This window comes from Aeromonas sp. FDAARGOS 1419 (assembly GCF_019047045.1).
In the GTDB taxonomy this organism is placed as follows: Bacteria; Pseudomonadota; Gammaproteobacteria; order Enterobacterales; family Aeromonadaceae; genus Aeromonas; species Aeromonas veronii.
Map to the genome: position 1 here is coordinate 825,930 of NZ_CP077209.1, position 21,949 is coordinate 847,878.

Annotated in this window: 14 protein-coding genes and 3 pseudogenes; 11 read left to right on the forward strand and 6 right to left on the reverse strand. The window is 45.1% G+C overall.

All coding sequences use genetic code 11. The features are described from left to right. Positions 1-40 precede the first annotated feature (40 nt). Positions 41-2,077, reverse strand: a complete 2,037-nt coding sequence (locus I6L49_RS03615; protein ID WP_216950612.1) for a glycoside hydrolase family 3 protein — start codon at positions 2,075-2,077, stop codon at positions 41-43. A gap of 230 nt (positions 2,078-2,307) precedes the next feature. Between I6L49_RS03615 and I6L49_RS03620 the strand changes: the two genes are divergently transcribed. Next, positions 2,308-3,318, forward strand: coding sequence for an AraC family transcriptional regulator (locus I6L49_RS03620; protein ID WP_216950613.1), 1,011 nt, complete (start codon positions 2,308-2,310; stop codon positions 3,316-3,318). Positions 3,319-3,502: 184 nt separating this feature from the next. On the opposite strand, the pseudogene I6L49_RS03625 reads toward I6L49_RS03620, so the two are convergent. Next, positions 3,503-4,315: pseudogene (locus I6L49_RS03625) on the reverse strand (IS5 family transposase). 419 nt (positions 4,316-4,734) lie between these two features. On the opposite strand from I6L49_RS03625, the gene I6L49_RS03630 reads away from it, so the two are divergent. From I6L49_RS03630 to I6L49_RS03660, 7 genes are all read left to right on the forward strand, one after another. Beyond that, a complete protein-coding gene (locus I6L49_RS03630) occupies positions 4,735-5,211 on the forward strand; it encodes a hypothetical protein (protein WP_216950614.1) in 477 nt (158 codons plus the stop codon). Positions 5,212-5,307: 96 nt separating this feature from the next. Then, positions 5,308-5,850 carry a hypothetical protein gene (locus tag I6L49_RS03635; RefSeq protein ID WP_216950615.1) on the forward strand — a complete coding sequence of 181 codons (543 nt, stop codon included), beginning with the start codon at positions 5,308-5,310 and terminating at the stop codon, positions 5,848-5,850. Between the two features lie 23 nt (positions 5,851-5,873). Next, on the forward strand, positions 5,874-8,645 hold the full coding sequence (locus I6L49_RS03640; RefSeq protein WP_216950616.1) for a TcfC E-set like domain-containing protein: 2,772 nt from the start codon (positions 5,874-5,876) through the stop codon (positions 8,643-8,645). Next, positions 8,638-9,354: a hypothetical protein gene (locus I6L49_RS03645; protein ID WP_216950617.1), complete on the forward strand. Its 717-nt coding sequence runs from the start codon at positions 8,638-8,640 to the stop codon at positions 9,352-9,354. Before I6L49_RS03640 ends, I6L49_RS03645 begins: the two co-directional genes overlap by 8 nt. Continuing rightward, positions 9,351-10,382, forward strand: a complete 1,032-nt coding sequence (locus I6L49_RS03650; RefSeq protein WP_216950618.1) for a hypothetical protein — start codon at positions 9,351-9,353, stop codon at positions 10,380-10,382. The genes I6L49_RS03645 and I6L49_RS03650 overlap by 4 nt, the downstream gene beginning before the upstream one ends. Before the next feature lie 39 nt (positions 10,383-10,421). Then, positions 10,422-12,566 (forward strand): hypothetical protein, encoded by a 2,145-nt coding sequence (locus tag I6L49_RS03655; protein ID WP_216950619.1) that lies wholly within the window; start codon positions 10,422-10,424, stop codon positions 12,564-12,566. Positions 12,567-13,079: 513 nt separating this feature from the next. Continuing rightward, a complete protein-coding gene (locus tag I6L49_RS03660; RefSeq protein WP_216950620.1) occupies positions 13,080-15,251 on the forward strand; it encodes a hypothetical protein in 2,172 nt (723 codons plus the stop codon). A gap of 110 nt (positions 15,252-15,361) precedes the next feature. Here I6L49_RS03660 and I6L49_RS03665 read toward each other — a convergent pair. Next, a pseudogene (locus I6L49_RS03665) lies at positions 15,362-16,366 on the reverse strand (integrase core domain-containing protein). 263 nt (positions 16,367-16,629) lie between these two features. On the opposite strand from I6L49_RS03665, the gene I6L49_RS03670 reads away from it, so the two are divergent. Both I6L49_RS03670 and I6L49_RS03675 read left to right on the forward strand, forming a co-directional pair. Then, positions 16,630-17,106 (forward strand): hypothetical protein, encoded by a 477-nt coding sequence (locus tag I6L49_RS03670; RefSeq protein WP_216950614.1) that lies wholly within the window; start codon positions 16,630-16,632, stop codon positions 17,104-17,106. A 768-nt stretch (positions 17,107-17,874) separates the two neighbouring features. Beyond that, entirely contained in the window at positions 17,875-19,887 is a 2,013-nt protein-coding gene (locus I6L49_RS03675; protein ID WP_216950621.1) for a beta-prism lectin domain-containing protein, read from the forward strand. A gap of 163 nt (positions 19,888-20,050) precedes the next feature. Here the strand turns inward: I6L49_RS03675 and I6L49_RS03680 are convergent, their stop codons facing one another. Then, positions 20,051-20,410: a hypothetical protein gene (locus I6L49_RS03680; RefSeq protein WP_216950622.1), complete on the reverse strand. Its 360-nt coding sequence runs from the start codon at positions 20,408-20,410 to the stop codon at positions 20,051-20,053. After that, a complete protein-coding gene (locus I6L49_RS03685) occupies positions 20,394-20,654 on the reverse strand; it encodes a hypothetical protein (RefSeq protein ID WP_216950623.1) in 261 nt (86 codons plus the stop codon). Before I6L49_RS03685 ends, I6L49_RS03680 begins: the two co-directional genes overlap by 17 nt. A 347-nt stretch (positions 20,655-21,001) precedes the next feature. Here I6L49_RS03685 and I6L49_RS03690 point away from each other — a divergent pair. Further along, positions 21,002-21,262: pseudogene (locus tag I6L49_RS03690) on the forward strand (transposase); the annotation flags it as partial. Between the two features lie 240 nt (positions 21,263-21,502). Here the strand turns inward: I6L49_RS03690 and I6L49_RS20985 are convergent. Continuing rightward, positions 21,503-21,949, reverse strand: a complete 447-nt coding sequence (locus tag I6L49_RS20985) for a transposase (RefSeq protein WP_254127532.1) — start codon at positions 21,947-21,949, stop codon at positions 21,503-21,505.

The following is a 21,949-nucleotide window of genomic DNA, read 5'->3' on the forward strand; positions in this document are numbered from 1 at the left end:
CGCCCGAAGACGCCTTGAAGAGCATACTGTTCCCTGCACGTCAATAGGCAAGACCGGCCCCATAGGGATAAAGAGGGTCCACCGAATCCTTGGCCACGTCAGAGTGCTGGGCCAGCACCGCCTGCCAGCTGGCAGGCAGTTCGAAAGGCAGTTTGCCACGGGCCTTCTGCGTGCCGCTGATGACATCGAACAGGGCCTGATCTAGGGCGCCGAAGTTGGCAAGCAATACCCGGGCCGCCGGGGCCACCTCGGTCAGGATGGCGGGTCTGTCCAGATAGACGGAGAGCACCATGGGCACCCCGGCCTGCTCGATGGCCTGGATGGCCGCATAGTCATCCGCGCCGCGGTAGACCCCATCGTGGGCAGTCTCCTGCACCACTTGATCATTGCTGGCAAAACCGAGCTGGCCAAAGTGGATGCTGCCAAACGGGAAACGGGGATCCTGCTCACCCGGTGCGTTGACCCGCACGATAGCAAGCTCCGCCTGGGCCAGGCTCGTCACTACCGTATAGCCGTTGGCCCTGGCCACCTCGGCGTTGACATTGTGCAGGTAGACCCGCTTGCCGTCCGCCTTGAGCGGCAGCAGGGCTCCCTCGTGCTTCAGCAACACGTGGGATGCCGCTTGGGCGGCCTGGGCTTCCTGCTGGAACTCGGCCTTGCCCACCAGGGCCACCGCGGCCTGGGTATCCACATAGGGGTTCTCGAACAGTCCCAGGGCGAACTTCTGTTCCAGGATCCGCTCGGCCGAGGTGGTGATGGCCGCCTCGGTCACCTGGCCGCTCTGCACCGCCGCCAGCAAGGGAGCGGGATCTTCCACGCCACCAAACTGATCCACCCCGGCGTCGATGGCCTTGGCATAACGCTCGGCCTTGGTGAGCTTCTCCACTCCCCAAGACATGCCAAAGGGCACGGTCCAGGGGCTCACCCCGGCATTGACTTCATCCTGGGTCAACCCCTGCTCGCAGCGGCTGTCACAGTCATTGACGATGCCCCAGTCGCTCAGCACCACGCCGTCAAACTTGAAGTGGCCCCGCAACAGATCCGTGATGATCTGGCGGTTGAAGCCAAACCCCACCTCCTCGACAGGCTGCCCATCCTGCGTCAGGCCCAGGGGCATGGCGTAATAGGGCATCACGGCCCCCACCCTGGCCTCGAAGGCACCCTCGAAGGGCACCAGGTGGTAGGCAAACTGGCCCCCCGGGTAGATTTGCTCCTTGCCCCAGGGGTTGTGGGCATCCAGCCCGTCCTTCTGGGGACCGGCCCCGGCGAAGTGCTTGACCACGGTGAGCACGCTCTCCTTGCCTATTCCCTGGTTCCCCTGCTGGAAGCCCTCGATGTAGGCCTTGACCAGAGACTTGGCGAGCAGGTTGTCTTCACCGAAGGTGCCGTTGATACGCCCCCAGCGCGGCTCCGTCGCGAGATCCGCCTGGGGCGAGAGCGCCTCATGGATGCCGACGGCCCGGTACTCCTGACGGGCGATGTCGGCAAAGCGCTGCACCAGGGCGGCATCGCCGATGGCGGCGAGTCCCAGGGGCTCGGGCCACTGGGAGAAGGCCCCGGCACCGATGCTGGTGGCGTTGGGATCATGGGTGAAATGGTTGCGGGGATCCGTGCTCACCGTCATGGGAATACCGAATCCCACCCCTTCCAGCAGGGCCTGCAGAGTGTTGTTGTCCGCGGCGATGGCCGCCGGATCCCCGGCCATGCGGGTGATGAAGGTGTTGACTCCGTCCTCGCGCAGCATCTTGTCCATGGCCGCGAGGTTCACCCGCCCCTTCCCGTCCAGCACCAGGGTGCCGTGCATCATCAACCCCGCCTTCTGGGCCAGGGTGAGCCTGCCCACCAGATCCCGTGCCCGCGCGGCGGCGCCGAGGCGCCAGTCCTCGTAAGGAGTCAGGGTACCGTTGCCATCGAGATCCTTGAATTGCAGGCCATCCTGCTCGATCAAGGTGGCGGTGCGGTGGCCCAGAACCGGCTGCTCGGGCTTGGGGGCGGAGTCGTTGTCGTTGCACCCTGCCAGCAACAGGACCCCGATGGTGAGTGCAACACGGGTTCGGGAGAGCGAGTGGTGTTTCATTATTGTTCTCTTCCTTGTGTGTGTAGGAGTGGCCACTTTATGCAAAAGTGGCCCCCCTCACTTGCCCGTCGGGTGCAGGAAGTTGCCGGTTGGGAGCAGCATCGAAAAGTGTGAAAAGGGTAGCAGGGTTACCCTTGGTTACAAATCTGAAACAGGAAAGCGGCGCTGGCTCACGGCAATCCGCCGCCGATGTCCCATGATGGTGGGCCGCCGCAACAAGGATTTTTGCCGTGAAGACTGTTTCAAACCGGATTGCCCTGCACTGCCTGGACTATTGGCAGGCAGAGGGACGGGATCCGGCCCAGCTGCTGCTTGGGTCCGGCATCGCCAAAGAAGAGTTGATGCTACCTCAAGGACGGATAGATGCCCGCCGCCACTTCCGGCTGCTGTCCATCGCCGCCCCTCACGTCAACGCCACCCTGTCGTGGTCTCCTCCCACCCTCACCGGCTTGTTTACCGACTATCTGCCGCTGGCGAGCCTGTGCTGCAACGCCGCCACCCTGCGCCAGGCTCTCCACTTTTTCCTCTCATACCGCCCCCTCATCGGCGAGTGCGACCGGATCATCCTGCGGGAAGAAGAGGGAGAGGCCAGACTCAGTTACCATTCGGAATCGGATCACCCGGACGTCATCGTCCTCGGCAGCCTAGCCAACCTCTGTCACCTATATGCCCTACTGCAGTTTTATCATCCAGGTTCAGGAACACTCATGCTGCCCACTCCCATCAGACCCAGACTAAGGCGAGAGCTGTCAACCTGGTTGGAGGGCCGGTTGCAGCAGGGTGACACCTTCGAGCTGCGTTTTCCTGCCCTCTTGCTCGACAACGCCCACGGCCAATACAACGCCCCCCTGCAACCCTTGCTGCTCGGGGAGCTCGACAGGCAGATGGCGCAGTTGCGGCCAAGCAGCCGCTATCGGGACAAAGTGATGGGGCTCATCCGCCATCAACTCTGGCAAGGATGCCAGGATGAACGCCCCCAGCTGACCACGGTCTGCGAGCATCTCAAGTTGACCCGCTGGACGCTCAACCGCCATCTGAGGGAAGAAGGGTGCCATTTTTCAGCCCTGCTGGAACAAGTTAGGCGGGAGGAGGCCTGCCGCCTGCTGCAGGATCCCGCCCTCCCCCTGCAGGCGGTGGGGGCTCGGCTCGGCTTTGCCACCCAGAGCAGCTTTACCCGCTTTTTCAAGGAAGCGTTCGCCCTCTCCCCCCGCGAGTTTCGGGCAAGGCGCAACCGTTCATGACGCGCCGGTCAAGCCTGTCTCGAGATGGTTCCGGCAGACCGGCTAGCGGCATCCCCCCGGTTCTGACTTGCCAGCAGTTGTAAGAAGTCGAGAGCCAGCCCGGCATTCAGTCCCTTTCGGTAGGGCCGATCCTGCACCATGGCTAGGAAAATATCGGCCACTCACTGGAGCCTAGGCTGTGTTCTCAAAATGCTGGTTTTCTGTCCACCAATAGTTCCCGTAAGTAACGAAGGCAGAAAGCCAGCTTGATAAAAGCAGCAAAACTTCCCGCCAGCTTTTCATACCTCGTTGAGAATCTGCGAAACTTCTTCAGCCATCCGAAGCACCGTTCGACCACATTTTTCCTACGATAACGAGCTTTGTCTAACACCAGTGGACGTCCCTTATGGTGTCGTTGCTGGTCGCTGCGTTGCGGGATAACCGCTTTTATCTTTCTGCGCCGAAGTTCTGCCAGCAGAGCCCTGCTGCTATAGGCCTTGTCTGCGGCAAGATGCGTTGGCCGAGTGCGATAATGGCCTGATGAAGTCGGGATCCTTGCCATGGCCAACGCACTTGTCGCATATCTGATTTCCGCTGATTGCCCCGGCGAAAGGCAGAACCCCAGCGGTAAACCATTACCATCAGTAACCAAGTGAATTTTGCTGCCAAAACCACCACGAGAGCGACCAAGAGCTTGATTCACCGAAGTATTTTTTTACGAGCTCCGACAGCATCTTTGGATGCCCTGACATTGGAGCCGTCAATGCACCACAGGTCGAAGTCGATAAGCCCTTCTTCATTGAGATGCAGTTGCAACGCAGCAAGGATGGCATCGATACGACCTGTACTCAGCCAACGTCGAAAGGTGTTGTAGACCGAGCTCCATGGGCCGAAATGTTCTGGCAGATCTCGCCAAGGTGCGCCGGTATGAAGAATCCAGAGAATGCCATCAAGCACTTGGCGTGGCCCACGAGTAGGGCGTCCGCTTATGCGGCGGCATAGAAAAAGGGGGCTTGATAAGCCCCTATTGTGCATCGGTCAACTGGTAACGACGGGACACTGCATAGGTCTTAAGCTGTTGAGAAGATTTGAGATTATATATTCATCACTTTAAGAACACAGCCTAACCAAGTGTCCGATTTAGTTGACCACAACAGGATGATAATAATATCAATATTGACGAAATCAAGATGCACCTATTTGGGAAATAACGCAGCTGATTACTTATTAATGAAAAGCGTATCAACTGCTGAAAGATAAACACATCAACCCATGGAATGAGAGGGTTCCTACATTTCAAGATGATTGGTCCTGCGTGGGGGGCGAATTTTTTTTGGTATCTTTGTTGGAAGGAAGTCACGAGTGCATATGTTTGTGTCTTTGTGCTTTCTTAACAGAGCTTTAAATTAAAAGTCTTAACAACAAAGGTAATTGTAAATGAAAAAATCTATGCTGGCTCTTGCTCTTGCGTTTTCCGCTTCTGCTATGGCTGCCAATCCGACCGCGGATATCGTATGGTCTGGTTTTGTACCCGGCTCGGTAGCTGGTGATGAGTTGGTTATCACTGGTCTGGCGGGTCAAGATATTCGTAATGGTCAGCTGATCGTCTCTACCGATGGTTCTTTCACTTCCACCCCCGTGACCGTAGAGGCTCGTGACTATGATGCCGGTACTTCTGTCATTGGCGATATGGTTGATGCCAACTGGACTCTGAGCACAGCTCAGGTGAGCTACTCCGGGACCTCTGAAGTCGGAACTTTGGTTGTTGAAGCTAATGATGCTCCTTGGGATATTGGTTCTGCTCTGAACAATGAAAAAACCCTGAATCTGACCGTTAAGCAGGCGACTCCAGTTGACGTCAGTGCAGGTGGTTCCGTGCAGGCACAAGTCACCATCGTTGCCGAGAAAGTATAATTTTTTGGCTTTGCTAGCGACTTAATTTGTAGCTGGCTGAATTAATTGTGCGCCTGCATATTGGTAGGCGCTTTTTGTTTCTAAGACGGGGGGGGTATGCGAGAGATAATGCTCTTAGTCGCGTTAATTATAACTCCTATGTTGTCTATTAGCGCTCCAATTTCTAGGCAAATTAATCTCTCCACTGAGATAGATAAGAATAACTTCTTGGAAGGGGGGCTTAGCGTTAGGTTTACACCAGATACATTGGTCACTACTTTTGATCGTGGTACCGGCGTGTTCAGAGAATTGGATGCGAAGATGTCTGTTATTAGTCAGTTGCCGACATCTGAAGTCAATAATGGTTTTTCCATTTTTATCAATGAAAATAACGTGGCTTGTTTTGATAGTAATAATTCTGCAGTGAATTTAACATCTACCCCTGATTCGGATGTGTATGGATTTGCTAAGTTAAGTGTTGATGGTATTAGCATTCCGGTATCGGGAAGTATTTCTATTCCTGAATTCAATATTATCAACAATGGCTTTTATGAAGGTGATTATCAGGTGAAAATCAGCTTTAATGGGTTGTCAGCCTCTCAGCTCGGGAGGGGGGCATGTTTTGGTGATATTTCAGTTAGACTTGAGCTTAATATATGAGATTGGTAAATAGGTTTGCACTCATGCTCAACATGTTATCATGCACGATTGCTGTGCATGCTGATGTGCCGAGTGAATTCTCAGAGCTTTTTGAGTATAAAGAGCGAGCCGTATCAATTAAAGATATTAATGGTGCGGGAACAACCAGTGTAGTATTGAGTGTCAATTACGACAGTGTAAGGCTGCCAAAAAACCAGGAGGTGGCTGTTGAACAGTTGCAGCGTTATTTTAAGCGCAATAACGTATCGCGTGCGATGTCTGAGAGTATCCTGACGTCCTTGGAAAAGGGTGTTAAGAACACTGAGAAATGTTATGGCTATATCAGAGAATGCGTGGTTATGCCGAGTGACTATGCATTTTATTATGATTATGACAATGCACTGTTAACCCTGTTTGTCAATGGCACCAAGTTAGATAAGCCAAGCACAAATGTAGAGTATGCAAATGCACTCAACGATCATGGCGCATTTGTGAATCATGTAGATATATACTCTAGCGCATTCCATGATTCAACGTCTTATGCTATTAATAACAAGTCGATATTAGGTTTACCATATGGACATTTGACATCTGACTTTACAGCCAGTGATTCTAGAAATAGATTGTACGAGCTATCTTACGATCTGTCTTTTGCTAGTGATAAGCGAATTTATCTAGGTCAGTTTGATAATGGTGTCGCCTTTAACTCAACCGATATGGTCAGCCCAACGAGATTCATCAAGCAGACATCATTAAATTTCGGTTCAACGAATAACCTTGTTATAAATGATGGGCAAAATTATGAGCGGTTATTCTTTTTCTCGCCTGCACCTGGTGAGTTACGAATAGTACGAGATGGTAGAATTATCAAGCAACTACAGATATCTGAGGGGCAAGGTACAATATCATACAGCGAACTTCCATCTGGGCGGTATGACATAGAGCTCGAAGTGGTGGTTGCGGGGAATGTGATCTCTTCTGAGAAAAAGACCATATATAACAATATTGCAAATGTACCAAAGGTTGGGAATGGCGACTATGTACTTTCTATTGGGCAGTTTAATGAATCTCGAGATTTATTTTCAGCGCAGTTTTATGAGCTAAATGAAATAACTCCGTTATCGCCAAGTGAAGTATCTCGTTTCGATGATGTTGCTTTTTTTAGTTCGCTATATTCATATCGGATTGCTGACTCATGGTTTGCTGCTGCTGGTGCACTTGGTGCAGATAGTGATGGTATGGCAGTTGTGGGTTCAACATGGTATTTACCCTTTAAAAGTGCCCTGAATAGTAGCGTTTCAATATATCAGCCCGGTTCCTTGGCATTTGATGCTCGTTTGGCAGTGAACTATTTCTCTGTCCAGTATGAAAAATTACAGCATAAAGATAACGATGATACATTAGCTGCATATCTAATGGGGGGGTTTGATTATGAAAAAATTTCTGGAAATATATTCTATCGCTTTGATAATGGCTTGAATAGCTATTACACGTATAGCAGTGGTGAATATTATATACCGGAAAGTGGCAAGTTATATACCAAGTATAACTTATCCACCATAGGTCTTGGCTATACATTACCATTAAATGCAAGGCTTGACCTCACTTTAGATTATGATCATGTAGGTAAGAGTTACGCTACATTTATGAACTTCCAGATACCATTCGGTAGCAGCTGGGAAGCGAAATTTAGTACCAATGATAGCTCTGTTGGTGGTAGACAATACCGCTCCAGTTTACTTAAAAACGAGCTATTTGATAGGTCTAATACGAATAGTTCGCTTGAGGTTTCTTCGACATACTCAGGCGCTAGACAGCATGTAATGAATGAGATGTATGGTACAGCCTCAGTTAATGAGAATGCATATCGTGGTAATACAAGTGTATATGCAAATGACGATGGTAATTATGGTATATCGGGAAGCTTGTCCAGCAGCCAGCTTGTTTCAAGCAATGGGGTGACGTTCACTAGTCAGCGCTCAGATGCCTACACTATTATTGATGCTGGTATACAAGAGAAGATTATTTCAGATAATGACCCTTATGGTTTTGTAACGTTACGAAAAAATGAGAAATTGGAAAACAAGGTGTTCATCTATGACAAAAATCAGAGTATGCCAATTAGTGCCTATGATAGCTATGATATAAACATTGATACCGAGAGCGTCTCTCTTTATAACAGTGGTGATCAGGGATTTAATGGCTTCACTTATCCAGGTAGTGTCGTGGTAATAAAACCTAGTTTGAAGCCTGTTGTCACCTTTGTAAGCTCATTTTCTGATGTGTTTGATGATCCTATTGATGAGGTTTTATGTAAGGGGTTTGGTTGTATTGATGTGACCAAGGTAATGGATGGCGTATTTCGTGTGACACTAGTTGAAGGAAGTGATTTTTCGCTATACGCAGGAGAAAATCGTTGCTTGATACCAACTGATTATGAAGATGCCGAACTGATGAATTTTGGTAATAATTATTGTCTGCCTGATGTAAAACCTCGTTCAATTGTCAGTGTTGTAAAACAGGATACTCTAACACAATCAGAACTTTATTACGTCGGTACTTTTGATGATACAAATTTGGTTAAGGACTACATCAAACGTCTAGTCTCCTTGGATGGTGCTGTCTATCAACGTAAAGTGGGTTCTGATATTGCACTTTACTTGTTAATGGATAATGAAGATTCACTGACTATATCCAAGGCTCAGGAGTTGATAATAGATAGCATGCAACTATATGCTCGTGAGAATCACAGCCTTGGTAGTATAAACCAACCAGTCGCAATGCGTGATAATAGTGAGGGTTTACAGCATGACTAAATGCATAATGTTTTTCGTTGGTATGATGGGCAGCTATGCTGCCCATGCATTGACTGTTGATACAATGTTTCTCATTTCTGATGAGAGTGGTAATGGTGTAGTTACCTTAACTAACGATCTTGACAAAACAAGTTATATAAAAACATCTATCAGTGAAATCAACACTGATAGCCGAGGTGAATTAACACGAAGTAAATATACCAAAGAGAATATTCAACAATGGCGTGTTATGACAACCAGTCCACAATTAATTCTCGAACCAGGTCGAACAAAAGATGTAGGGATTCGATCACTTTGCTATAAAGTAAAGTGTGAAAGCGATAAAGATATGACTTTTAGTGTAGTATTTGAGCCTGCGCCATATCTGAAAAAAGGTGAGCAGCAAGAGAACGCGGTACAAGTCAATTATGGCTACTCGGTTATTTATGTGGTCCCAGCAAAAACCAGTAAAATGCAATACAGTATTACGCGGAAGGGGCGAACACTAGAGATTTTGAACCAGGGTAATACAATGCTCACTTTCGTGATAGACCGCTGCAAATCAGATAATGTGGTTAACTGCCGGTCTCAAGAACGAGTTATCGCAGGTAGATATAAAAAGTTTGAGTTGCCAGACTATATGCAGTCCTTGACACTAGAAGCATCAATTTATAATCATGATGAAAGCTATAAACGCCAGATTATTTTGACACCGGAAGCAAAAATATGATTTGGAAGATCATTCTTACAACATTGTTATATTTGCCGTTGTCATTAGCACATGCATATACATTGAACGGTAAGATAAGCAACGGTAGACTGACATGGGATAATTTAACGATCTCTCATGGAGAAAAAACGTTGACTACTTGGTCTGCTATCAGTGGATTGGCACCTACAACAAAGTGGCGTCCAGGGTTTATGGGGTCACCTCAATCAAATCCAGACATTACCATAACTAATGGTAGTAATAGTGCGACATTTACATTTATACTAACAGGTATTGAGTATAATGCAGGTAGTAATTCTATTGCTGATGTCTCTCCGAGCGTACCATTGACACCGTGTGTTGACCAAGGGACTGCTGGTAATGTAATATATCTTATTGGGCAATTTAATTGTAGCTATGATAAGCTTGTAAATAACGGGTCTTCAAAGACGCCATTCTTTTTTCTGAGGCCACTTTTTAATATTGATGACAGTGTCATTATGGCCGCTTTTGAGGGGAAGCCAGAGGGCATTTACACAGGTGTTATACCGTTTTCTACGCGCTATTTTTATTACACAGATAGCGGAGCCTTGACATATCGTGATATTCGTCAGTCGTTTTCAATCCAGATTAACTTTAAGCCTGCCTACATCAGCTCTGTTAGTTTGAATGGAAGCGGAGTGATGGAACCTGTGTACGATAAGGTGGCTAAAACCGTCTCGGCGAATACAATTTTTGATGTCAACGCAATGGGATACTTCGATAAAGGTATCAAGATGATGCTGTTACCTGACACTTATCGATTAACCCACACAACGTCGGGTAAGGATATTCCATATAGTGTCAAGTGCATCGGTGCTGCCTGCTCTACGTCATCGTTGGTTGCGGCTGGTACACTCAATACAGCTAGCTCGATATTGAGTGCTGGTACAGATAAATCCAGAGTGGATTTTAAGCTTGAAGTATCATACGACAATATTGCAGCCTCTGATATTGAAAGTGGCAGATACACAGATAGTTTTACAGTTTTATTTGAAACTGACTTTTAATAAACCATTGGTTTTTATGTGATTACCGAGGGAATAGGGATGTACAGGCTATATTTCGTCATATTATGTGCGATCTTGGGTGGCTGTGGGGGGGGAGGAGATGCTGATAAAAGCAGTTCTTCTCCCTCTTCTCCCTCTTCTCCATCTGCACCATCAATAACAAACCGCGTGGTATCTGCCAATGATATTATCCACTCTTTTAAAGTGAATGAAACCGCTTCGATTGATTTAAAACCATTTACGGCATCTTCAGATGGAGCAACTCCTTATCTTAGCTCTCTTGAAGTATTGAGTGGGGATAGTGTTTGCCATGATGCAGTAATAGACAAGAATGGTTTCTCGTTGAAGTCTGATGCACCTGCATCTTGTCTAATCAAGTATACTGTGTCTGATAATCACGGTATAAGCGCCAGTGCAATAAGCCGCACGGTTATTCGTTCAATCACGAATAAGGTGGCAAGTGATAAAATACAATTATCTCCATTAAGTCTCACGGTATCAGAATATAGCGATGGTTCAGTGGATGTTTCTAATGGAACTTTGATGTTAACAGATAACATCATTGTCGTTGGCTTAGGATCAGCGCAGGCTAGCACTGCGGATAACAAGATTTTGTATACAGCACAAGAGTCTGGGATTTCACGTATTTTTTATGAAATGATAGATGGTGAGGGGGGAGTTTACCTTGGTAGTGTAGATGTTGCGATTTCTCAGGAAGGAAATACCGCACCCATAGCCAACAACTTTTCTTATCCAGTTGCGCCACAGGTCATAAAAGCAGGTGAAGAAATACAGATCGATATCAAAGATCATATATCAGACACTGATAATGATAGTATTCGGTTGCATGACATATATTCTTTCAATGGAATTGCCACTATTGCCTCTCCTGAGGATGTCAGTAATACAAAGATAAAGTTTAAGTCATTCACTCCCGGAACTTTCTTTATCACATATACCATTTCTGATGATCGCTCTGGCTTTGCGACAGCAATTATTGCGGTCAAGGTTGATGATTATTATACTGATATTACTCTTCCTGATAGTGGTGCTATGTATATGTCACCATTGAGCGCATACAAAGCCAATCTAGTTGGGTTTAAATATCAATCTATTATAGAAGCTGATATTCCTGGGGCTAATGGTCAGTTTGAAGCAGCCGCATTTTCTTATTATGCTGCTGAGGGATTATGTGACAGTCGTGGTGCCAGATTGCCGACAGTGGATGAATTACTGGACCTGAAACGCTCGGGAAAAACTAAAGGGTATTGGCCAACCAAGAGGAATTATTGGAGTGCTATTCCTGCGGCTGTCGATACGAGTTATTATTCGGTAAATATGCTTGATTCATCAGATACACCTAGCTCGTTACTAACGAGTGAAGTTGCATATGTAACGTGTGTTGAAGTTGGGGAACCAAGCGACTATGTTGTAACGCTGTCACTTCCAGAGGAGATGAGAGTATCTACTAAGGTACCATATAGTGTTTATTATCGAAATGTAAATGCTGCTGAATTACGGTTATTTGATGGTGATGTCAAGCTGGCAAATCTAGGGATGTCGTTCTTCACCACAGCTCTTGGAAATGGACAGAATGATTTTTATGCTGGTGAGCGTGTCGGTTCATACCAGCCAGAGTTTGTGCTTTCGAAACCCGGTCATCCGCTGCATGGATTTAGGGTGTATAAGAATATCACAATTAATGGTTTAAATTGGAAGGGGCTATTTGGTAGAAAAGATACTCAAGTCGGTATAGTTACCAATAATCCACCGTTACCTGTCCATGTCACGTACGAGTTTCCTTCTGGTGAGAATATATATTGCGGCCATGCTAACCAAGTTACGGCTTTAGGTGTATCAAAAAACAAAGGCTCTTTTGTTGGGTCGGTTCAATGGGATTGGGATTGGAGAGTTCTAGAGTCGAATAAAATGAAGAAACTTATTATTCGTCTGTCAAGATATCTGCCTACTAATGAGACGGTTATATCCTTTTTTGGGTATGAAGATTCCAATGGGGTTAGCTATGGTTGCGGTTCACTTGAACCCAAAGTAGGTAATTACGAGAATCATGTTCTACATACCATACCATTGGGGTTAAATGAAAAGATTGTTAAAATTATAGTGTACGCAAAAAATACGACAAGTAGGGATATATTGGGAGTTCAGATTTTTACAGATAATTAATAATATTAACTATCGTTAAATGTTTCGCGGTTCCATGTGTACAACCACTTGGAACCTATATTTCATCAGTGCATCTTTAGAAATAGGATACTATTACTTTCAACCGCAGATTTACCCATGTCACGGATTGGTGTGAATGAAATTCCATAAGCGTACTTTTTAGTTAATAGGTAAATGGTGATGCGTTTATTTTTTCTCAATGCCATTGTAAGAGTGTATCGGGGGCTTAGAGTTGATTGTATGTGTATCCATTAATGCCATGGAGATGTCTGGCGATTTTGCAGAGATTGCATCTTGTATTTCTTGGTGTGTTATTCCTGCAATCATGAGGCTGGTATTTTTAACGTTAATAATGAACGGCTGCTAGTAGCGTCAGGTTTAAAATGGGAAAGATTCACAATATTTCGGTTACGTATGTCGTAGGTGATTGATATGCCAATAGGTTGGCTGTTTTATTCAACGATTTTTTTACTAACTTAGTAAAAGCATTTTTAATTTTTAAGGAGAATTAAAGTGCACCGACTTTACTTTATCGCAATGTGCACAGTCTTGAGTGGCTGTGGGGGCGGTGGGGATGGTGATAGCGGCGGTTCTAAACCATCTACACCACCGATGACAACCAGCGTTGTATCTGCTAATGATACTATCCACTCTTTTAAAGTGAATGATATTGCTTCGGTTGATTTAAAACCATTTATTGCATCTTCAAATGGAGAGATTCCATATATTAGCTCCCTTGAAGTATTGGGTGGGGATAGCGTTTGCCATGATGCGGTAATAGTTAGTAATGGTTTCTCATTGAAATCTGACAACCTTGCATCTTGTGTAATCAAGTATACGGCCTCAAATAATCATGGTGTAACAGCCAGTGCAATAAGTCGCACGGTTATTAGGTCTACCTCGAATAAGGTGGCAAGTGATAAAATACAATTATCTCCATTAAGTCTCACAGTGTCAGAATATGCCGATGGTTCGGTGGACGTTTCTAATGGAAGTTTAATGTTAACAGATAACATTATTGTTGTTGGCTCAGGATCAGCGCAGGCTAGCACTGCGGATAACAAAATTTTCTATACAGCTCAAGAGTCTGGAATTTCACGTATTTTTTATGAAATGACAGATGGTGAGGGGGGAATTTACCTTGGTAGTGTAGATGTTGCGATTTCTCAGGAAGGAAATGCTGCGCCTATAGCAAATAATTTTTCTTATCCAGTTGCGCCGCAGGTTATAAAAGCAGGTGAAGAAACGCTGATAGATATCAAAGATCATATATCAGATCCTGATAATGATAGTATTCAGTTACATGACATATATTCTTTTAATGGAATTGCAGCTATTGCCTCACCTGAGGATGTCAGTAATACAAAGATAAAATTTAAGTCATTCACTCCTGGTGTGTTTTACATCACATATACAATTGCTGATCATAATGCTGGTTTCGCGACAGCCATCATTGCTGTCAAAGTTGATGATTATTATACTGACATTCATCTTACTGATAGTGGCGTTTTGTATATGGCTCCCTTGAGTGCGTACAAAGCCAATCAAGTAGGGCTTACATATCAAACGGTTATAGAAAATTATATTCCAGCAGATAATGGTCAGTTTGAAGTAGCTGCATTTTCTTATTCTGCTGCCAAAGGATTATGTGACAGTCGTGGCGCAAGATTGCCAACGGTGGATGAATTACTGGACCTGAAACGCTCGGGAAAAACTAAAGGGTATTGGCCAACCAAGAGGAATTATTGGAGTGCCAATCCCACGGCTATCGATACGAGTTATTACTCCATAAATATGCTTGATTCATCAGATATTCCCAGTGGGTCATTAACGAGTGAAGTTGCATATGTAACATGTATTGAACGTGATGATCCAAGTAATTATATTATATCGGTTTCACTGCCAGAGTCGATGAAAACATCTTCCATTGTACCATATAGTATTTATTATCAAGGGGGGGGGGTAATAGAGCCACAGTTGTTTGATGGTGATGTCAAACTGACAAATTTAGCTGAGTCGTTTTCGACCACTGCTCGTGGAGATGGTGTGTATGATTTTCATGCCGGAGTTAAATCTGGTCAATATCAACTAGATTTTTTGCTTTCTAAGCCAGGCCATCCGTTGGATGGGGTTAGACTAAAAAAGGATGTTAATTTTTATGGGCCGAGTTTGAAAGGGATATATGGTGAAACGGTTGATAGTCAAAATAATCCATTTGCTATCAGTCAGATCTTTAATTTCCCTCCTGGTGGTGATGGTATTTTGTGTAGCGCAGGGTCAGGTGTTACGCAGGTTCTTAGACTTATAGGCACATCACCAAGTTCTTTTTTTGGTAGTATAAGTTACCTAAATAGTGGTGGTGTTATGGTTAACCCGACGAATCCGGAACAGTATTACAAATATTTGAGTACGGCAGATATGAAAACGCTTCGTATTCGTACAGCGGAGTTTCACGATTACGGTCTACCCTCAACTAATGTTATAGCCTACTTTGGGTATGTAGATTCTTCAGGTGCTGAATATGGTTGTGGATCACTTTTGCCGAGTTATTGGTTTGGAAATAATGTGATATACGACATTCAATTGGCTCCAAATGAGAGACCTGTTGAGATTACTGCGTATCGAAATCCTGCGATTCCTGATCAAATAGTAGGGCTAAAGATTTCTACAGATATAATAAAGTAGATTTTATCCTTTTGTTTAATAAAGCCCTGAAGTGTTAGTATCTCTCAGGGCTTTAATTTTCATGGTTTTATAGGGTAATCCCCTATTTTTAGGCCACTCGAAACTAGAGGTTATGCAGTCTGTGTCAGACATCGTTTCGGCGTGTAGCCACCCAGAGCCATATTGGGCTGCTCATGGTTATCAACCCACAACCAGTTCGTAGCAAACTGCTGTAGTTCATTGAGTGACTCAAAAAGGTATTGGCCTAACTAGTCGTAACGCACCGTGCGGTTAAACAGCTTGATTTAAGCATTCTGCTGCGGTTTGCTTGGCTGGATATACCCCAACCATATTCCCTCCTATTTCGCCCAGCTCTTGAGTTCTTCGTTGATCTATTTCGGGCCATTGCCACAGCTGATTACGGCCGGCTTGCTCAGCCACCCATCACATGCACCAGCGTTCGTTTAGCCCGTGCGGCGGGCAAGGAAAAATGAACCTCGATGCATTGAAATCTATCGACCAATCCCGATTGGGCTGGTCGGGGACTACCAACGGCTCCGGTTTGGCACGCACCAACCTCTTCTTGGGTTTTATCTGCAGATTGAGTTCCAGTGTTCGATAGCCCCGGTAGATCTGCTTGTTGTTCCAGCTAAAGTCTTTGGCGTAGCGCACAGGTAGAGGAAGCACAGTCCAAAGCCCCAGCGGCTCTGGTTGGTGGTGAGGCGCAGCAGCTAGTCGGCAATCTCCTGGTTTTCATCGGCCAGAACGGGCTGATAGCGATAACTGCCTCGCCCTGCTTGTAAGCCAGGCGAATAGAGATGGCGTAATGAGCCACGGCCTTTATTGCCATCTCCTTGCGGGCAGAGGGCGTCACCACTTTTTGCCATAACCTCGGAGATGAGCTAGGACTTGAGGCGCTCCTTGGCATACATCTTCTCAAGGCGGGGTTCTCATCCTCCAGCTCCTTGAGGCGAGTCATGAGGGAGGAAGTCATCCCGCCGAATTTGGAACACCACTTGTAGATGGTCGTAGTGCTGATGCCATGCTTGCGGCAAAGCTCTGGGACGAGTGAGCCGACCTCGGGCTAGTTGAGGATGGGGGATGATCTGGATATCGTTAAAGCGTGATATTTTCATGTGGCGCCCCTGTATTCACAGTTCGGGAAAAGTGCTACCTATGAGCACCTCATTTTTTCGGGTGGATTACCATGAGAACAAAACCAAGAAAGCTTCAAGATATTCAGATGACAATAGTTTTTTTTGGGGAAGGGCCTACGCAAATATACTCCCAGTCCTACATGGGGGGGATGTGATTGTGTTGTATTTTTGTTTTGTCAGGAAGTCATAGCTGCTTCTTGCTATATCTTGAATTAAACAATTTACAACAGAGGAAATTATAAATGAAAAAATCTATGCTGGCTCTTGCTCTTGCGTTTTCCGCTTCTGCTATGGCTGCCAATCCGACTGCGGATATCGTATGGTCTGGTTTTGTACCCGGCTCGGTAGCTGGTGATGAGTTGGTTATCACTGGTCTGGCGGGTCAAGATATTCGTAATGGTCAGCTGATCGTCTCTACCGATGGTTCTTTCACCTCCACCCCCGTGACCGTAGAGGCTCGTGACTATGATGCCGGTACTTCTGTCATTGGCGACATGGTTGATGCCAACTGGACTCTGAGCACAGCTCAGGTGAGCTACTCCGGGACCTCTGAAGTTGGAACTTTGGTTGTTGAAGCTAATGATGCCCCCTGGGATATTGGTTCTGCTCTGAACAATGAAAAAACCCTGAATCTGACCGTTAAGCAGGCGACTCCAGTTGACGTCAGTGCAGGTGGTTCCGTGCAGGCTCAAGTCACCATCGTTGCCGAGAAAGTATAATTTTTGGCTTTGCTAGCGACTTAATTTGTAGTTGGCTTAATTAATTATGCGCCTGTCTATTAGCAGGCGCTATTTTCATATAAAGGTAGTGCGAACGACAAGATCAATCCCGGCACATAAAAAACAAAACGCTGACTGTAGCAAGAATATTGACAATATGGTGTTATTTTACCCATGGTGATGGTAAATCTGCGGGGATACGAGTCTATTTTATATTCCAGTCCACTCGCCAACTTAATTACACTGCAAGTTGTACTCTATCATATAAAGATATTGGCGCTATGAGTTTGAATAGTAGCCGGATTATCGGGCTAGCCTATGAAATGGTGGTAAAAAAGTCGATAGCAATGCAGTGATATCGATGTAATGAGATGGTTCGATAAAGCGGGCAAGATACTGTTGTTGTCACAATGCTACGGCATAATTTTTTACAGCTTTGAGTAAATATACCCTATATATGGTCAAGTGTATTGGTGCTGCATGGCATCACTTAATATTGATAACTACCGGCACATCAACGCGATAATTCCATATTGAGACCTGGTTCAGAGAAACTATGTGGATTTTAGTTAGAAGATATTATTGCTGCTGTATAAGACACAAGCGATTTATATTTTTATGGATTTTAATTTATAACTATTCATATTTGTCGGGGGTTATATGAGGATGTACCTACTTTGCCTTATCATTATGTGTACACTCTTAAGTAGTTGCGGGGGGGGGGATGATAACAGTGGTTCTACACCATCGACACCATCTACACCGCCAATGACAACCAGCGTTGTATCTGCTAATGATACTATCCACTCTTTTAAAGTGAATGATATTGCTTTGGTTGATTTAAAACCATTTATTGCATCTTCAGATGGAGAGACTCCTTATCTTAGCTCCCTTGAAGTATTGAGTGGGGATAGCGTTTGCCATGATGCGGTAATAGTTAGTAATGGTTTCTCATTGAAATCTGACAACCTTGCATCTTGTGTAATCAAGTATACGGCCTCAAATAATCATGGTGTAACAGCCAGTGCAATAAGTCGCACGGTTATTAGGTCTACCTCGAATAAGGTGGCAAGTGATAAAATACAATTATCTCCATTAAGTCTCACAGTGTCAGAATATGCCGATGGTTCGGTGGACGTTTCTAATGGAAGTTTAATGTTAACAGATAACATTATTGTTGTTGGCTCAGGATCAGCGTATGCTAGCACTGCGGATAACAAAATTTTCTATACAGCTCAAGAGTCTGGAATTTCACGTATTTTTTATGAAATGACAGATGGTGAGGGGGGAATTTACCTTGGTAGTGTAGATGTTGCGATTTCTCAGGAAGGAAATGCTGCGCCTATAGCCAATAATTTTTCTTATCCAGTTGCGCCGCAGGTTATAAAAGCAGGTGAAGAAACGCTGATAGATATCAAAGATCATATATCAGATCCTGATAATGATAGTATTCAGTTGCATGACATATATTCTTTTAATGGAATTGCAGCTATTGACTCACCTGAGGATGTCAGTAATACAAAGATAAAATTTAAGTCATTCACTCCTGGTGTCTTTTACATCACATATACAATTACTGATCATAATGCTGGTTTCGCGACAGCCATCATTGCTGTCAAAGTTGATGATTATTATACTGACATTCAGCTTCCTGGTAGCGATGCTGTGTATATGGCGCCCTTGGGCTCATATCAAGCAGGCCTGATTGGGTTAAGTTATCAATCATTTACTGAAACTGATATTCCTGGATCCAATAGTCGATTTGAAGCTGCTGCATTTTCTTATCATGCTGCCAAGGGATTGTGTGAGAGTCGGGGCGCCAGATTACCAACGGTGGATGAATTACTGGACCTGAAACGTTCGGAAAAGACGAAAGGATATTGGCCAACCAAAAGAAATTATTGGAGTAGTACTCCAGCTGTGTTGGATATTGCTTATAAGTCAGTTAATATGCTTGGCATATCCGAATCTCCCATTGATGATTTATTAATACGCGAAGCTGCTTATGTTACATGTATTAAAAATGGTGACGAATCTGCTGCGTATGTAGTAAATATCCCATTACCTGAAACAATGAAAACGGCTCGTAGCGTACCATATAGTATTTATTATCGTGGGGTGAATGATACGGATTATCAAGTGTTTGATGGTGACGTTGCACTAGCAAATATTGGGGTGTCGTTCTATACAACAGCTCTAGGGAATGGACAGTATGATTTCCATTCTGGTTTTAAAGTCGGTCAATATAAACCTGAGTTTGTACTTTCAAAACCTGGCCATCCATTGGATGGTTTTAAAGTGAATAAAATTATCACATTTTATGGTGCGGATGTAAGAGGAGCATATGGAGCTCTTGTCTATAATGATAGAAGGCCATTGTTCAATAACACATTTAACTTCTCTGCTGGTAATGATCTTTATTGTCGTAGTGGGGTCGTTGTCGATGCTTTAGGTGTGTCATCAAGCTACTATGTTGGTGGCACTGGTGGCGTTGAGAGAACTTTGAAGGTTGGTAAACAGATCAAGCAGTTACATATTCGTGTTGCGGATTATGAGTTTGTAAACGACCCCAAGAAAGTTATAAGCTATTTCGGTGCTGTTAATACTAGTGGGGTTGAAGTTGGTTGTGGAACCACTGGTAACCATAACTGGTTGAAGAATCCGGTTGATTACAGAATTGACATACCATCAAACGAGAAGCTCACGGAGGTTACAGTGTATTCAACGGGAATGACTGGATATATACACGGGATATTAGTCGCTACAGAAAAAGTTGATTGACCATATTATGGTGAAGTAATTCATTATAAATCTCCCCCCCCCAAAGTATGAGTAATGCTTGGGGGGGGGTAATAAAATTTGATGGCTATTGCCAATTGTACCGCATTATCAAACTTGCATTTTAATGATAAGCTTGTTTCTATATTGATTTCAAAGGCTGCAGTTAAATGCTTAATTTAAATCTTGTCAGCCTTGCCTCATGGCATGGATTCGAATTTTGAATGATGTTTAACCATGGTTTTTTGAGATTTATTATCTGATCTTCAAAAATTGTAATCATAATTTTATCCTTTTTTTTGATGGTCATTTTTTTTATGTAATTTTTTTTTGAAAAGCCAACGCCTGATGACAACCATGCTTCAATATACATCGCGCATGATGTTTTGTTTTCAATCCACCAATAGTAATTTTGGTCGTTTATTATAGGTTTTAGCCCGCTTGAAAATGTTATTGCATAAGATGGCCATGTAAAATAGAATGATAAGGCAATGAGATAAATACTTATATTATTTGATGTTTTCATATTCAATCACCCATATTTTAGTAATGTTGCCATTTAGAACGACAGTCTCTTGTTTAATTAAAACCTGGTTTTTATCAGGGCACTTTATAGGTGTGTTGATTGTATATAGTTTTTCATCATCGTATTGGTCTATTTCACAGGTTGCCGTGGGCACGACTCCAAAAAAATAAAATGTTTTAGCTGCAGGTTTAATTGTAGTGTTTTCATTTGCTATCAAGGCCGTGGTGAGAAGTAGTGTAATCATATTGTCTTCCTTCTGGTATGGGGCATTCACCTATAGTATCGGCTCATCTAGCTAATATTGAGCGAGGTGTTATTGTTATGCAGCCTTTTTCGAGTGCTTTGAGGGGATAATGTAAGTCGTTGCCTACAGGTGTCGTGCTAAGTGTCTCATGCTGCAGGGGATTCTTCCTGCTTGTAGGCATTTTCTTTTTTTATGCCTGCATCCGATGTAGTTTCACTAATCGATGGGCGTTGTTGCCTAAATCGATGCCGCTTGAATAGAACTAAGGAAGGTGCGAACTGTAGTGGTCTAATCATCCCGGACACCATTTTAGGTGGTAGAGTCGCCACCATGACCTGAGGTGTTCAATGACAAGATTACGTCGCTCATTTACTGCCGAATTCAAACTCGACGCCGCCTCCCTGGTGCTCGACCAGGGATATTCAGTCCCCGAAGCCAGCCGTTCACTGGATGTTGGTGAAACCGTACTTCGCCGCTGGGTTCAGCAGCTTCAATCCGAACGCTGTGGCACTACCCCAATCAGCAAAGCGCTGACTCCGGAGCAGTAGAAAATCCAGGAGCTGGAAGCCCGTATCAACCGGCTCGAACGTGAAAAGGACATACTAAAAAATGTATGGTCTGCTCCTTATCTGCAAGCGTGAACTGATTTCCAGAAGTCGTTTGCGTCAATGTATCCGGCCTGTCTGTGAGCCGTTTTCCGGCTCTGGCCTTGATGGGATCCGCACGTCATCGTCCTAATAAAGCTACCAGTCACGAGAGACTGCTTTTTTAGCCAGGCTGCAACGTCGTGGGGTAAACGCTTCTGTCATCTGTTTTTGGCTCGCAAAACCGGGTATGAGTTCTATCAGTTAAACGGCTGTGCTTGCGTTGGCATAGGGTTGGTAATCCCTGCCGGATGTCAGTACTTTCCAGCAAATTCGCATTATCTTGTTGGCCAAGGCGATAAGGACCACATGATGGTGATGGCCGGCCTCCAGCCTGGCGACCCATTCGCCTAACGATGATTTGTCACGCTTCATGTGAATTTTTAGCGCTTTGGCACCTTGAATAACCATTTGCCTTAAATAGCTATTGCCACGCTTACTGATCCCGCCGAGCGAAGATTTGCCACCAGTTGAATATTGTCTGGAAACCAGCCCCAACCAAGCTGACTGGTCGCGGGCTTTCTTGAATTGTGAACCATTGCCAATCGCGGCAATCAACGCGGTTGAGACAATCGGTCCAATGCCGGGGACGGTACTGATTTTTTGGCACAAACCTGATGCGCTTGAGGCTTGTCCGAGCATGAGGCTCAT